The organism is Sediminibacterium sp. FW305-C-49, assembly GCF_058231085.1.
In genome coordinates this window covers 834,847-849,045 of sequence record NZ_JBIQXS010000001.1, presented here as the reverse complement: position 1 = coordinate 849,045, position 14,199 = coordinate 834,847, and the positions used below count along the sequence as shown (strand labels likewise).

General features: G+C 40.5%; 13 protein-coding genes. 10 read left to right on the top strand and 3 right to left on the bottom strand.

From position 1 onward, the window contains the following. Position 1 precedes the first annotated feature (1 nt). From ACH3Z1_RS03430 to ACH3Z1_RS03420, 3 genes are read right to left on the bottom strand one after another with little or no spacing between them, the layout of a single operon-like run. A complete protein-coding gene (locus ACH3Z1_RS03430) occupies positions 2 to 1,195 on the bottom strand; it encodes an efflux RND transporter periplasmic adaptor subunit (RefSeq protein WP_490820450.1) in 1,194 nt (397 codons plus the stop codon). Positions 1,196 to 1,215: 20 nt separating this feature from the next. Further along, positions 1,216 to 2,562, bottom strand: a complete 1,347-nt coding sequence (locus ACH3Z1_RS03425) for a TolC family protein (protein WP_490820449.1) — start codon at positions 2,560 to 2,562, stop codon at positions 1,216 to 1,218. 3 nt (positions 2,563 to 2,565) lie between these two features. Beyond that, entirely contained in the window at positions 2,566 to 3,180 is a 615-nt protein-coding gene (locus tag ACH3Z1_RS03420; RefSeq protein ID WP_490820447.1) for a TetR/AcrR family transcriptional regulator, read from the bottom strand. A 200-nt stretch (positions 3,181 to 3,380) separates the two neighbouring features. On the opposite strand from ACH3Z1_RS03420, the gene ACH3Z1_RS03415 reads away from it, so the two are divergent. From ACH3Z1_RS03415 to ACH3Z1_RS03370, 10 genes are all read left to right on the top strand, one after another. Then, a complete protein-coding gene (locus ACH3Z1_RS03415; RefSeq protein ID WP_490820446.1) occupies positions 3,381 to 4,025 on the top strand; it encodes a DUF502 domain-containing protein in 645 nt (214 codons plus the stop codon). 55 nt (positions 4,026 to 4,080) lie between these two features. Beyond that, the gene (gene serC, locus ACH3Z1_RS03410; protein WP_490820445.1) at positions 4,081 to 5,151 is read left to right on the top strand and encodes a 3-phosphoserine/phosphohydroxythreonine transaminase; all 1,071 of its coding nucleotides are present in this window, start codon (positions 4,081 to 4,083) and stop codon (positions 5,149 to 5,151) included. Positions 5,152 to 5,222: 71 nt separating this feature from the next. After that, positions 5,223 to 5,819, top strand: a complete 597-nt coding sequence (locus ACH3Z1_RS03405) for a TetR/AcrR family transcriptional regulator (protein ID WP_490820444.1) — start codon at positions 5,223 to 5,225, stop codon at positions 5,817 to 5,819. 72 nt (positions 5,820 to 5,891) lie between these two features. Beyond that, entirely contained in the window at positions 5,892 to 7,217 is a 1,326-nt protein-coding gene (locus tag ACH3Z1_RS03400; RefSeq protein WP_490820443.1) for an inositol-3-phosphate synthase, read from the top strand. Further along, a complete protein-coding gene (locus ACH3Z1_RS03395; RefSeq protein ID WP_490820442.1) occupies positions 7,217 to 7,666 on the top strand; it encodes a phosphatidylglycerophosphatase A family protein in 450 nt (149 codons plus the stop codon). Before ACH3Z1_RS03400 ends, ACH3Z1_RS03395 begins: the two co-directional genes overlap by 1 nt. Before the next feature lie 3 nt (positions 7,667 to 7,669). Beyond that, positions 7,670 to 8,041, top strand: a complete 372-nt coding sequence (locus ACH3Z1_RS03390) for a GtrA family protein (RefSeq protein WP_490820441.1) — start codon at positions 7,670 to 7,672, stop codon at positions 8,039 to 8,041. A gap of 9 nt (positions 8,042 to 8,050) precedes the next feature. Further along, positions 8,051 to 10,612, top strand: coding sequence for a DUF5686 and carboxypeptidase-like regulatory domain-containing protein (locus ACH3Z1_RS03385; protein WP_490820440.1), 2,562 nt, complete (start codon positions 8,051 to 8,053; stop codon positions 10,610 to 10,612). Positions 10,613 to 10,645: 33 nt separating this feature from the next. Then, entirely contained in the window at positions 10,646 to 11,962 is a 1,317-nt protein-coding gene (locus ACH3Z1_RS03380) for a DUF4833 domain-containing protein (RefSeq protein WP_490820439.1), read from the top strand. Position 11,963: 1 nt separating this feature from the next. Then, the gene (locus ACH3Z1_RS03375) at positions 11,964 to 12,905 is read left to right on the top strand and encodes a phosphatase PAP2 family protein (protein ID WP_490820438.1); all 942 of its coding nucleotides are present in this window, start codon (positions 11,964 to 11,966) and stop codon (positions 12,903 to 12,905) included. A 55-nt stretch (positions 12,906 to 12,960) separates the two neighbouring features. Further along, complete coding sequence (locus ACH3Z1_RS03370) at positions 12,961 to 14,196, top strand: DUF1015 domain-containing protein (RefSeq protein WP_490820437.1); 1,236 nt, start codon at positions 12,961 to 12,963, stop codon at positions 14,194 to 14,196. Positions 14,197 to 14,199: the final 3 nt, after the last annotated feature.

Here is a 14,199-nt window from a genome sequence, read left to right as displayed (position 1 = left end):
ATTACTTACTGCTGGTAGTAATGGCCTGGCCATCGTATAAACTTTGATAACCTTCTGTAATAACGAGATCGCCAGACTGTAATCCTGATTTGATTTCCAGTTTGTCACCATAAAACTCACCTGCCGTTACCACCTTTTTTCTTGCAATCAGTTTGCCGTTTTCTTTGGAAGCCACCATCACATATTTTCCTTTCTCATCGTTCTGTAGAGTATTTACAGGAACAACAATCGCATTATTCAGTGTGTAGTCTTGTATTTGTACAAGCGCAATCTGGTTAGGTCTGAAATCCTTATCATTGGGCAATTTGGCTTCAATAAAGAAACTTCGGCTGATAGGGTTGATGATTTTACCAGATACAGATACGGCACATTCAACAGATTTTTTAATATCAGGTAATGTGATTCTCAGCTTAGAGCCCTTACCTACTCTGTCAAGATAATTTTCAGGTACTTCAGCAGTAACTTTCAGGTTATTGGTATTTACAATTTTAATCTGACCAGCACCTGCAAACAATTCACCTACACGGATATTTACATCTTCTGCAACACCGTCTACATCACTATAGACAGCAGTAAACTGTTGTTGTTCTCTGGAAATTTTAACCTGCTCTTCTGCACTTTTCAATTGACTTTCCAGTGTCTCCACATTATTCTTTGCAGTAATCAGTTGTACTTCGGTACCGATATTCTGATCCCAGAGATTTTTTTGTTTCTGGTACAGTGTTTTGGCAAATGATAATTGTGTTTTCAACGTCTCAAGTCCTTTTTCAGCAGCGAGAACACTCTGGCGTTGTAGAGCATCGTCTAATTTCAACACAAGCTGACCTTTCTTCACCACATCACCACGCTTGATATAAACTGCTTTCACCTGTCCGCCACCACCACGAGGGGTAACATAGGAAATGTTTTCTGATTCAATTTTACCCTGCAGATCAATGTAGTGGGTAAATGTTTCAGGTGCAACGGCAGCATACGCTACCAGTTTGGTGTTTTCAGGTTTGGCAGAAGCTGGGTCCAGTTTAGCGATGGTAGCTTCCAGTTTGCTGATCTCCGCTTCTATACCTTCTTTTTGTTTTTTTAATTCAGCCAGTTTGGCTTTTTCGGCAGTGGCTCCCGATCCTTCTGAAGAACTTGCACCACAAGAGGCAAGCATTACTGCAGAAGCCAGTATTACGATTGAGAATATCTTTTGCATATACTTAGGTTTATTGGTATTTATAATTTTCCGATTGCTTTTAAATAATCCACCCTGGCAATAATGGCACTATACAGGGCACTGATATAATTGGTTTGAGCCGTAACCAGGTCGGTCTGTGCAGCGGTAATCTCTGTGTTGGAACCAGTACCTACTTCATATTTCTTTTTGGTCTGGTTGTACACACTCTCTGCCAATTGCATGTTTTTCTTCTGGAAACTCATCGTGGCGATCGCTGTCCTGAAATTTACCCTTGATTGTGCTACTTCATTGTCGATATTCAGTTTGAGGTTATCGATCTGGTTTTCTGTCTGTTTCAATTCGAAACGTGCTTTCTTGATGCGGGCATCTTTTGCAAAGCCGTCGAAAATGGGTATAGAGATATTCAAGCCAACAAATGAAGTTGTGAACCAGTCGCCCTTGCCAAAGAAATCGAACTTGTTACGTTGTGCATTCTTGGTATAAGAACCCGATAAAGAAACAGTAGGCAGGTAGCTTAACTGGTAACGCTTGATGTTGAATTCATTCAGCTTTTTACCAAGTAAGAGATATTGAAAATCTTTTCTGTCGGTATAATTATACGCCGTATCCAGTGTAAAATCTTTGCTGATCTGGTCTTCACTCAGTTTGTCTGATAATACCAACGTATCTGTAACAGGCATACCCAGTAAGGTTTTCAATCCCATATAACCCAGGTCGATGCTGTTCAGTGCTTTCAGTTTTTCTGTCTGCAGATTGGCAACCTGAACAGCGATTTTGTCGAGATCAAGTTTTTCAGCAAAACCATTTTTGTACAACTCTTTGGTATCATGTTCCAGCTTGCTCAGGCGACTGATATTGGCATCAAGCAGGTCAATCTGTGTTTTACTTACCACCAGTTGATAATAGATCTTGTGAATATTGGTCTTGATCATTTCCTCCGTTACTTCCTTGTTCTTGGTTTGAAACTCAATAGAAGTTCTTCTGGCTTGCAGACCAATAAATACCTGTCCGTCGAACAGTAACTGCTGTAACTGTAAAGTGGCAGAAGCATTGTACTTCACACCAAAACGAACAGGAATAAAAGTGCCGGCTGCGCCACCAAAAAATTCACCAGGTAATAAGGATACCGGTAATTGTAAATAATCGTTACCCGATAATGTACCCGTAACGGATGGTAAGGCGGCAGATGTAATGTCGCGGTTGGTTTGCTGTTGTACCTGTATATTCAACAATGCATTTTTTACCTGTACATTGTTTTTATAGGCATACTCCACAGCCTGCTGAATGGTAAGTTCATGCCGTGTAGCATTCTGAGCGTAGGTAATTGTACTAATTGCCAGCCCCAACAGTAAAACCATGCTTTGAATCTTTCTTCTTTTGCTCATAGTTTACTTTTTTAGTCTTTGTTGCTTATATTTTTGAATCATTTTGAGCCCCTTGGCAGATGCCATACCGTACAGAAAATTATCTGTGATTTCTGCAATGATCTGCGCTGCCGTAAATTTTGACGGGGGGAATGTTTCTGTATCGAACATGAGGAAAATAGTCGCCAGTCTGAAACGGGTTAGTACTTCCACATCAATATCCGGTCTGTATAACTCATCTTTTATGCCCGATTCAAGATTTGATTTGATCAGCTCATAAAAAAATTTGTTCTTATGGTCAAGAAATTTGCGATAAGCTTTTGGATGGTATTTTTCCAGATCGAACATAACAGACGGGTTCATGTGTTTCAACATTTCCAGGGCCCTGTCAACCGTCAGGAAAAGCTCATGGATGGCGTTTTCGCTGTCTTCCCGAAAGCAGGTACAATCTGTTTTACTTTTTGCAATTTCAATATCTATGGTGCCTTCTACCAGTGCGTCCTTATCTGCATAAAACTGGTAAATAGTCTTCTTGCTCATGCCCAGGTGATTGGCAATCTCATCCATACTCACACTGCGCAGGCCATAACGCATGAATAATTCATGCGCTTTCATCAATATTCTTTCCTGTGTTTCCATACGCTTATTTCGGGCGCAAAACTAAGGAAACTTTATTCGTAACCAAAGTTTCCAAAGGTTTTTTTGGATTAAATCTGTGTTAAGCGGCTTTTAAAAGGGATGAGTGAAATGCTCCCGCTTGTTAGTTTTTACGGCTTCTATATCTCGGTTAATAGCCCGATTGCCTTTTTCTTAGTTACTTTACATTGAAATACAAGCTGATGAGTCAAACAGAGATCAAAGCCACCTTACGCATCTACCTGAAAAAAATGCTGCAGTATTTTTTTCAGGGTCTGATCGTGCTTGCGCCTATTGGCATTACTCTTTGGGTGGTCATTGGTTTATTCCGCTGGATTGACGGCTTTCTACCCAATCTCATCTATAATTTATTTCCCGACTTACTCGAAAAAGATGCATCCGGTAACCTGAAAAGCTTACCAGGATTGGGGTTCGTTGTAGTAATTGCCTTGGTATTACTGGTAGGATGGATATCATCGCTTTTTGTGGTGGGCAGACTGGTAACACTGCTCGATACCGTATTGGAAAAAACACCGGGCATTAAATTTATTTATTCATCGGTAAAAGACTTCCTCGAAGCATTTGCAGGCAACAAAAAGAAATTCGATAAACCGGTACTGGTAAACGTTGATGCCGTTGATGTATGGCGCATTGGTTTTATTACCCAACAATCATCTGCCGATTTTGGTATGGAAGAGCATGTAACCGTTTACGTACCACATTCATACGCCATTTCGGGCATCACTTATATAGTTCCCAAAGACCGCATCAAACCACTCAAAGATGTAAGTGCCGCCGATGCTATGAAATATGCAGTGTCTGGCGGAGTTACCGATGTGCATGAGTAGCAGATAGCCATAAGCTAACAGCTATTTTCCTACCTTGCGTTCTCAAGCAAGCAACATGAAAGTGTATAATTTCAACTCAGGACCATCTATCCTGCCTCAAACCGTTATGGAGCAGGCGTCTCAGGCCATTCATGATTTTAACGGAACGGGATTATCCATTCTTGAAATTGGTCATCGCACAACACATTTTCAATCGGTGATGGATGAAGCCATTACATCGGTTAAAAAACTGATGCACTTAGGCGATGAACATGAAGTACTCTTTCTGCATGGAGGCGCCACCACACAGTTTATGCAGGTACCCATGAATTTATTGGATGACCAGGCAACAGCAGCTTATCATGTAAATGGCATCTGGGGTAAAAAAGCGGCCACCGAAGCAGCATTGTTTGGAAAAGCAGTTGTGGTGGCAGATAGCGCCGACAGAAACAATACTTACATAGGAAAAGAGTTCACGGTTCCGGAAAATGCCAGTTACCTGCACATCACCACCAATAATACAGTGGAAGGAACGCAGTGGCATCATTTCCCTGAAACAACAGTGCCATTGGTGGCCGATATGAGCAGTGATATATTTTGTCGACCTGCAGATTATAACCGCTTTGCCCTTATATATGCCGGGGCGCAGAAAAACATGGGCGCAGCAGGTGTAAATATGGTGGTAGTACGAAAAAATGTGTTGGGAAAAGTAAAACGGCAGCTACCATCCATCATGGATTACCAGAAACATATAGCTGCCGGCTCGCTGATGAATACACCACCGGTTTTTGCTGTCTATATAAGTATGTTAACTCTTCGCTGGATCATACAGGAAGGCGGGTTGGCAGAAATGGAGAAAAGAAATCAGGCAAAAGCAGATTTATTATATCATACTATTGATAGTTTACCTGTATTTAAACCCACTGTTGAAAAAGAAGACAGAAGCCTCATGAATGCTGTTTTTTTTCTGACTGATCCATCACTCGAGACAGCTTTTCTCGAAGAATGTAAAAAAGAAGGCATGATTGGGGTAAAAGGTTATCGTACGGTTGGTGGCATAAGAATAAGTATGTACAATGCATTGCCGCTAAGCAGTGTAGAAGCGATCTGTTCGCTGATGAAAGACTTTGCACAACGTAAGGGCTGATTTTTTATAAACGGTTACAACCGAATTTGAATTTTACCTACTTTTGGACCGAAAAACGATTTTGGTCGAAAATGATATTGTCAGCAAAAGAAGAGATTGTAAAAGACGACATCCTCAGGGAGGCGCAGAAATTATTTCAGCAGTTTGGGCTGAAAAAAACTACTATGGAGGATATCGCCCGATCTATGGGTAAGGGTAAGAGCACCCTCTATTATTACTATTGCAGTAAGGAAGAGATATTTGATGCCGTCATCAGTAAAGAGATGACAGAAGTATTTAATGATGCAAAGGAAGCGGCTGAAAAATCGGCTTCAGCAGAGGGTAAACTCCGGGCTTTTACCATTACCAAAGTAAAGGCACTCCAGAAAAAATCAAACCTATATAAAGTAGTTCGAGGCGAAATGCAGGAAAATATGCGTTGCATGAAACACCTGCATACTGAGTACGACCAGCAGGAAGTAAAGCTGGTAACAGATATCCTCAGCTTTGGGATTAAAAATGGCGAATTCAATCCAGCAATTAAAAAGGAACTGGATATTATGCCGTTAATCATTGTGAGTTCCTTACGTGGACTGGAACAGGACCTGTTTGCGGGGAATAAATATCCCAAGCTGGAAACAAGGATTGATTCGGTGATTAGTATCATGGTGAAGGGATTAAAAAAATAAAATGGGGTTTCAAACGTCTGGTCTCGCCTAAGACGAGACTGGATATTATTAATAATAGAGAAAAACAACTACATGAAAGAACAAATACAACCTGCTAATGGCAAACTGGGTATACTGCTTCCCGGACTCGGAGCAGTTGCCACTACTGTTATTGCAGGTGTTGCGGCGGTAAACAAAGGATTGGCACAACCTATTGGTGCATTAACACAAATGGGAAATATCCGTCTCGGTAAAAGAACCGAGAACAGGTATCCTTTAATCAAAGACTTTGTACCATTGGCTCCATTGAGTAATGTGGTATTTGGCGGATGGGATGTGTACAGCGATAATGTATATGAAGCAGCCATCAATGCCAAAGTACTGGAGCCGGCTTTATTAAATACCATCAAACCTGAACTGGAAGCCATCAAGCCCATGAAAGCGGTATTTGATAAATCGTATGTGAAAAACCTGGATGGTACACATATTAAATCTGCCACCAGTAAATGGGATCTTGCCAATGAAGTGATCAGTGATATTGAAAACTTTAAAAAAGTAAATGGTTGCGATCGTGTGGTAATGGTATGGTGTGGGTCAACAGAAAAATATATTGAACCTTCTGCAGTGCATGAAACCATTGTATCTTTTGAAGAAGGTTTGAGAAATAATGATCCGGCTATTTCACCCAGTATGATCTATGCTTATGCAGCCATTAAGATCGGAGTACCTTACGCAAATGGTGCACCCAATCTTACCTGCGATATTCCGGCATTGATTGAGCTGTCGAAACAGACTGCCACACCCATTGGTGGTAAAGATTTCAAAACGGGTCAGACCCTCATGAAAACCATACTGGCTCCGGGTTTGCACGCGCGTGCATTGGGTATTCGTGGCTGGTTTTCTACTAATATTCTGGGTAACAGAGATGGATTGGTGCTGGATGATCCGGATAATTTTAAGACAAAAGAAGTTTCCAAATTAAGTGTACTGGAAGATATCCTGCAACCAGAAATTAATCCGGAGTTGTATGGTGATCTGTATCATAAAGTAAGAATCAACTATTATCCTCCGCATGGTGATAATAAAGAGAGTTGGGATAATATCGACATCTTTGGCTGGTTAGGTTATCCAATGCAGATCAAGATCAATTTCCTTTGTCGCGATTCTATTCTTGCTGCACCCATTGTACTTGACCTGGCCATCTTTATGGACCTTGCCAAACGTGCCAATATGAGTGGTATACAGGAATGGTTATCATTCTATTTCAAATCACCACAAACAGCACCGGGGCTGAGACCGGAACATGATATTTTCAAACAACTGATCAAGCTGCAGAACACATTGCGTCATATGATGGGTGAGGATCTGATTACACACTTGGGTCTTGACTATTACCAGGATCTGGTGGAAGCATTATGATGACTGTTCAGAAAATAATGGCCGGTTGTTCCGGTGTCGGCCATATAAAAGGAGGCGGAACAATCGCTGCAGCACTTTGTTGTGTGCCTTGGTATTTTGCACAGCGAACGGGTTCGTATGAATGGCCGGCACTTGCAATAACAGCGGCTGTTACTGCGTTGGGTATATGGGCTGCAAAAGGAGTAGAGAAAGAATGGGGTAAAGACAGCAGCAGGGTTGTAATTGATGAAGTGGCAGGAATGATGATCAGCCTGCTCTTTATACCGGTTACAATACCTTATATGGTAACGGGTTTTATATTGTTTCGATTACTGGATATTACCAAGCCTCTGTTGATCAGGAAAACAGAATTACTTCCCGGTGGATGGGGCGTGATGATGGATGATATATTGGCAGGTGTATATACCAACTTGCTGTTACACACAATTATGTGGTTAAATGTTTTTTGACCGATGGTTACTTTTGTAAAAGCACAGGCTGCATCATTAGCGGCTACCATTGTTGACTTTGCCGTCTTTATTGTATTGACGGAAGTATTCAATTGTTGGTACCTGGCAGCCAGTATTACAGGAACCATCTCAGGTGGTGTTGCCAACTTTTTACTCGGAAGAGTATGGGTATTCGACGCCAGCAACGGAAAAATACCCAAACAGGCATTCAAATACCTGTTGGTATGGATGGGTAACCTGCTATTGGTATCGGGAGGTGTATTTGTGGTAAAAGAATATGTTGGACTTTCCCCCCTTGTGTCAAAAATCATCGTATCTCTTATTGTGGGGTTTACCTACAATTACCTGTTACAAAAAAAATTCGTGTTCAAATAATAACAAAAAATGAAAAGTAAAAGAGCTGTTGTAAGGTGGGGACTGATAGGCATATTTATCCTGTTGGGCTTTATACAGGGCATATCACAAACGGTGATAAAAGGAACCGTTGTAGATGCGGTAAGCAAACAACCATTACAATATGTAAGCGTAGTATTTAAGGGTGGACGTGGCACAGTAACGGATAGTCTGGGACAATTTACATTACGTTCAACCGGAAGCGTGAATATCATCATAGCTTCTTATGTAGGATACCTGAATGTACAGAAAACAATTACACCCGGTAAGGAACAGACTATTGATTTTGAACTGGAAACAGATCCTAAAGCAATGAACAATGTTACCGTATCCACCAACAAGCGTGCGAAATACCGTAACAAAAACAATCCGGCTGTAGATCTTATCAGGAGAGTAATCGACAACAAACCACTAAACCGCCCGGAGAAGTATGATTATGTAGAGTACGATCAGTATGAAAAACTGGAAGTGTCATTAAGTAGTGTGCCGGAAAAACTGGCCAATAACAGAATGTTGCGTAAATACCAGTTTCTGTTTGAGAACAGAGATACTATAAAGCTCAAAGGGAAAACATTGTTGCCGGTTTACCTGGAAGAAAAACTCACGCAGAAATATTATCGCAAGAAGCCGGAGAAGACAAAATCGATTGTACGCGGAGAAAAACGTGTAAACTATGGAGAGTACATCGATAACGATGGTGTGAGTCAATACCTGAACAGGCTTATCATGGATGTAGATATCTATGATGACAATATTCCACTGTTTACCTATCAGTTTTTAAGTCCCATAGCCGATCTGGCTCCCACTTTTTATATGTTTTATATCCGCGACACCATAACGGATGAAACGGGTAAAAAGCTGATAAAAATGTATTTTACCCCTAGAAATACAAACGATCTTTTGTTCAGGGGTAATATGTATATCACGCTTGATGGTAACTATGCTGTGCAGAAGCTTGATATGTTCCTGAGCAAAAATGTAAACCTCAATTTTGTTCGTGAACTGCATATTGATCTTGATTTTGAACAAAATCCGGATGGCCGTTATCATTTAAGCAAGAGTAATGTAATGGCAGAAGCGGCAGCTACCAAAGGTGCCAGTGGTGGTTTTTTTGGTGAGCGAACTGTGTCATTCAAGAATTACAAAATTAACGAAGCAAGAGCCGATACCACATATGATGGGCCTGCTTTGGTAAAACAGAGCGATAAAGTTGATAAACTGCCCGATAGTTTCTGGCAACAGAACAGGCACGATACATTGACCGGAACAGAATCAAAAATCTATTCCAATATCGACAGCCTCGAAAAAATGCCATCGTTTAGAAGAACAATGGCGATCGCCATGTTCCTGTTCTCAGGTTATACATCGGTAGGTGGAGGATGGCTTGAAGTTGGCCCTGCTGCAGCTTTTTATGGCTTTAACCCGATAGAAGGTTTTAAACTTCGCCTGGGGGGAAGAACAACACCCAAACTCAGCAAACGTATTTATTTTGAAGGGTATGGGGCGTATGGTTTTAAAGATGAGAAGTTTAAATATTTTATGGGTACCACCTACTCATTAAATAACAAATCGATTTATACCTTCCCGCTGAAATATGTGAGGGCCAGTTACCAGCATGACACAAAAATTCCTGGTCAGGAATTGCAGTTTGTACAGGAAGACAATTTCTTCCTTTCATTCAAAAGAGGTAATAACGATAAATGGATTTATAACGACATCTTCAAATTTGAATATGTACATGAATTACAAAACAGGTTATCCTATACTTTAGGTTATCGCAACTGGCGACATACACCTGCAGGTTCTATCGTATATAATAAAGTAGTGAACGGATCTGTGGTAAATGTACCCTCTATTAATACATCTGAATTTTCGGCACAGGTACGTTGGGCACCCAAAGAGCAATTCTACCAGGGTAAAGTATTCAGGATACCCATCATCAATAAATATCCCATTTTCACCCTGCGCTTTACAGCCGGCGTAAAAGGAATATTTAAAAGTGAATACAATTACCAGAACATCAACCTGAGAGTTGAAAAAAGAGTATTTATGTCGCAACTCGGTTATAGCGATATGGTACTGGAAGGTGCTTATACATTCGGTTCGGCGCCATACCAGTTATTGACAGTTCACCGCGCTAACCAAACCTATGCTTACCAGTTGAATTCTTATAACCTGATGAATTTCCAGGAATTTGTCAGCGATCATTATGCTACATTATTGGTCGATCATCATTTCAATGGACTCATCTTTAACCGTATTCCATTGTTAAGGAAACTGAAATTACGTGAGTTGCTGAGTATGAAAATTATTTATGGCGGCATACGTGATCAGAATAACCCGGATAAAAACCCGGATCTGATCAAGTTTCCAACTACATTAGGCGTACCTACCACCTTCTCGCTGAGTAAGAAACCATACATTGAAGGAAGCGTGGGTATTGGAAATATTTTCAAACTGTTCAGGGTAGACCTGATACGCAGGTTCAATTATAAAGAAAACCCCAATATCAGTACCTGGGGCGTAAGGGCACGTTTTAAATTTGATTTCTGATTTAGTAGTTAATTTGTATCATAGAATAAATGCATGGAAAAGGTTCCGTTAAGAATAAAATTACAAAAAGCCATATATGTAGTAATCGACCCGTTTGTAAAAGGGTTGATTAAACTCGGACTTACGCCCAATATGGTAACCATGATTGGTTTTGTACTGAATATTGGCGTAGCGATTATCTTTATTGAAGGTGGTGAACGTGGAAATCGTGGCGACCTCTCCTATGTGGGGTGGGCTGGTGCACTGGTCCTTTTTGCCGGTTTATTTGATATGTTGGATGGTCAGGTGGCACGTCTTGGAAAAATGAGTTCATCTTTTGGTGCCATGTTCGACTCTGTGCTGGACAGGTATAGTGAATTGATTATGTTTTTAGGTATTTGTTATTACCTGATAGCGCATCATTATTTCCTGAGTTCGCTATTTGCATTTATTGCCATGATTGGTTCCATGATGGTAAGTTATACAAGGGCAAGAGCAGAAGGATTGGGTATTGAATGTAAAGATGGACTGATGCAAAGACCTGAACGTATTGTACTCATTGGTGTATCGGCCATTGCCTGTGGAATTGCAGGCGAATATATTGGCGGAGACTGGAAATGGTATATCAGTGGCGTGAAATTTCATGTACTCGAAACCATGTCGATTTTCACTTTACCGCTTACATTAATGGCAGTTCTTACCAATATTACAGCCCTCAATAGGTTACGTAGTTCTAAAAAAGCACTCGACGCAAAAGATGCATTGCTGAAAGCATCCAAAACATCAGCATTACCATTGGTGATTGCGGGATTATTGTTTGCTGGTTTATTCTCTATCAACAATGGTTACGCACAGCATGACCCAACATCAACCAACAGTCGCAAAACAGTCATTGAGCCACAGGATACATTTCCTGTACCCAAAGGAAACAGCAAACAACTTTTTTACCTGCAACGTACTGCTAATACCAATACCATTGTGTGTGAGTTGAAATACAATAAAAATGGCGAACTGGATGAAGATGATCCGGTGCATGTATTCTGGATTCGTTACCCCGAGGGAGGACAGAAAAAAGAACTATCGTATATACAACGTGTGTTTGCCTATGGAATTAAATCGCAGGTGCTGGGAAAAGATTCATACAAACTGCATTTTGTTTCTTATAAAAAACGCCCCATGTACCTGATGCGTTCGCCAAAAGACAACCAGTTTAAAGTATATGCTACAATCAACAACCAGCAGGCTGTACTAAGCCGGATATTTGTAAAAGTGGATGGTGGTACATTCTGGTCGCCTAATGTGGTGTATATGGAAATGAAGGGTGTAGACGAACAAACAGGCAAAGAAGTAATGCAAAGATTTAAACCCTGATATGACAGGTTATCACAAATCAACAGCACCTTTTTTTTCAGCCAGGCATTTGCTGATGACAACTGCGGTTTCAGCCGCTTACTTATTATTAAGTTATTGGTTGATAGGATATAAACAAGACCAGTTGAGTTTGGTGATATTGTTTACTGTTTGTTATTACCTATCGCGTATTACAAGAAAATTTATTCTCGGCTTCTCTATATTTATTGTCTTCTGGATCATTTTCGATTTCATGAAGGCCTTCCCCAATTATCTTTACCAGCAGGTGCATATAGAAGATTTGTATGTGGCAGAAAAAAAATGGTTTGGTTTCCAGCAAAACGGAGTAGTAGTTACGCCTAATGAATACTGGTTGGCAAATCATACAACCTGGCTCGATATTGTAACCGGATTTTTTTACCTGAGCTGGGTGCCGGTACCACTGGGTTTTGCCGCCTTTCTGTTTTTCAAAAACCGAAAATGGTTCTTACAATTCTCATTAACTTTTTTATTGGTAAATATTATCGGATTTATCATTTATTATGTTTACCCGGCAGCACCACCCTGGTACATACAGGAATATGGTCTTGCTTTTCAAGCCGCAACACCAGGAAACACAGCAGGCTTGTCGAGATTCGATACATATTTTGATGTAAGCATATTCAAATCATTGTATGAAAAAAGTTCGAATGTATTTGCGGCAATGCCTTCATTACATTCTGCGTACCCGCTCATTGTATTGTATTACGGCTGGAAATTCAGATTGAAATCGATCAATTTGTTTTTTACAACTATCATGATTGGCATATGGTTTTCAGCCGTATATACAAGCCATCATTATGTACTAGATGTATTGGCTGGAATCATATGCGCCATTACAGGAATACTGCTGTTTTCCTGGTTATTGACTAAACAAAAAACCGTTAAAAATACTATAGATGCTTACGTCCGCATCATTGAATAGCGCAGGGATATCTTTCATAACGTTTCTTTTATAATTATTTACGGATATTTGCGCAATGGCAATTATTAAACCCTTCAGGGCATTACGCCCGCAACCACAACTGGCAAAGCAAGTGGCCAGCAGACCTTACGACGTTTTAAACAGTACAGAAGCAAAAATTGAAGCACAGGGAAATCCGGCTTCATTTCTTCATATTACCAAAAGTGAAATCGATTTACCGGAAACAGTCGATATTCATGCACAGGAAGTGTATGAACAGGCAAAAGAAAATCTCAACGCATTCATGAAGCGTGAGGTATTGTTTCGCGAATCAAAAGAATGTTATTATATCTATCAGCTCATTATGAATGGTCGCAAACAAACAGGCCTTGTTTGTGTAAGCAGCATAGACGACTACGAAAATGATGTGATACGCAAACATGAATTTACCAGACCAGAAAAAGAACAGGATCGTATTAATCATATCCGTATTTCAGGTGCACAAACCGGAAATGTTTTCCTGGCATACAGAAGTAATAATGCCTTGGATGAACTCATTGAAAAATGGAAAGAAAATAAATCACCCGTGTATGATTTCACGGCAGACGATGATATTCAGCATACTATCTGGATTGTAAATGATACAACAACCTGCGATCAGATCACCAGCATTTTTCAGTCAGCTATTCCCTACACGTATATTGCAGATGGCCACCACCGTGCAGCATCTGCGGCCAAAGTGAGAAAGGCTTTAGGAGCAGACGCAGGTCCGGGAGCCGACTATTTTCTCACTACATTATTTCCCTCAAACCAGTTACAGATCATGGATTATAACAGGGTGGTAAAGGATTTGAATGGGATGACTGCAACGGCTTTTATTCAGGCACTTGAAAAACAGTTTGACGTACAATTGAAAGGTACTGAACCAGTAAAACCTGCAGTATTACATGAGTTTGGCATGTATTTGGAAGGTAATTGGTATGTGCTTAAAGCAAAACCATCTGCCTATACCAATGATCCCATCGGTGTATTGGATGTAACAGTATTACAATACCATGTTCTGGATACATTATTAAATATAAAAGACCCGAGAACTGATACACGCGTTGAATTTGTGGGTGGAATCAGGGGATTGAGAGAGCTGGAGAAAAAAGTAAACAGCGGCGACTTTGCAGCAGCTTTTAGTTTATACCCGGTAACCATCGAACAGTTGTTTGATATTTCAGACAGCGGAAATGTAATGCCCCCCAAAAGCACCTGGTTTGAACCAAAATTACGCGATGGGTTATTGACACACCTGATCGGAGAATAACTT

What these genes read in the sequence shown, in the direction of transcription:
- serC (WP_490820445.1), top strand. Translation starts at nt 4,081, where the DNA reads ATGAAAGTGTATAATTTCAACTCAGGACCATCTATCCTGCCTCAAACC.
- ACH3Z1_RS03375 (WP_490820438.1), top strand. Translation starts at nt 11,964, where the DNA reads ATGACAGGTTATCACAAATCAACAGCACCTTTTTTTTCAGCCAGGCAT.
- ACH3Z1_RS03420 (WP_490820447.1), bottom strand. Translation starts at nt 3,180, where the DNA reads ATGGAAACACAGGAAAGAATATTGATGAAAGCGCATGAATTATTCATG.
- ACH3Z1_RS03385 (WP_490820440.1), top strand. Translation starts at nt 8,051, where the DNA reads ATGAAAAGTAAAAGAGCTGTTGTAAGGTGGGGACTGATAGGCATATTT.
- ACH3Z1_RS03405 (WP_490820444.1), top strand. Translation starts at nt 5,223, where the DNA reads ATGATATTGTCAGCAAAAGAAGAGATTGTAAAAGACGACATCCTCAGG.
- ACH3Z1_RS03370 (WP_490820437.1), top strand. Translation starts at nt 12,961, where the DNA reads ATGGCAATTATTAAACCCTTCAGGGCATTACGCCCGCAACCACAACTG.
- ACH3Z1_RS03400 (WP_490820443.1), top strand. Translation starts at nt 5,892, where the DNA reads ATGAAAGAACAAATACAACCTGCTAATGGCAAACTGGGTATACTGCTT.
- ACH3Z1_RS03395 (WP_490820442.1), top strand. Translation starts at nt 7,217, where the DNA reads ATGACTGTTCAGAAAATAATGGCCGGTTGTTCCGGTGTCGGCCATATA.
- ACH3Z1_RS03430 (WP_490820450.1), bottom strand. Translation starts at nt 1,195, where the DNA reads ATGCAAAAGATATTCTCAATCGTAATACTGGCTTCTGCAGTAATGCTT.
- ACH3Z1_RS03380 (WP_490820439.1), top strand. Translation starts at nt 10,646, where the DNA reads ATGGAAAAGGTTCCGTTAAGAATAAAATTACAAAAAGCCATATATGTA.
- ACH3Z1_RS03415 (WP_490820446.1), top strand. Translation starts at nt 3,381, where the DNA reads ATGAGTCAAACAGAGATCAAAGCCACCTTACGCATCTACCTGAAAAAA.
- ACH3Z1_RS03425 (WP_490820449.1), bottom strand. Translation starts at nt 2,562, where the DNA reads ATGAGCAAAAGAAGAAAGATTCAAAGCATGGTTTTACTGTTGGGGCTG.
- ACH3Z1_RS03390 (WP_490820441.1), top strand. Translation starts at nt 7,670, where the DNA reads ATGGTTACTTTTGTAAAAGCACAGGCTGCATCATTAGCGGCTACCATT.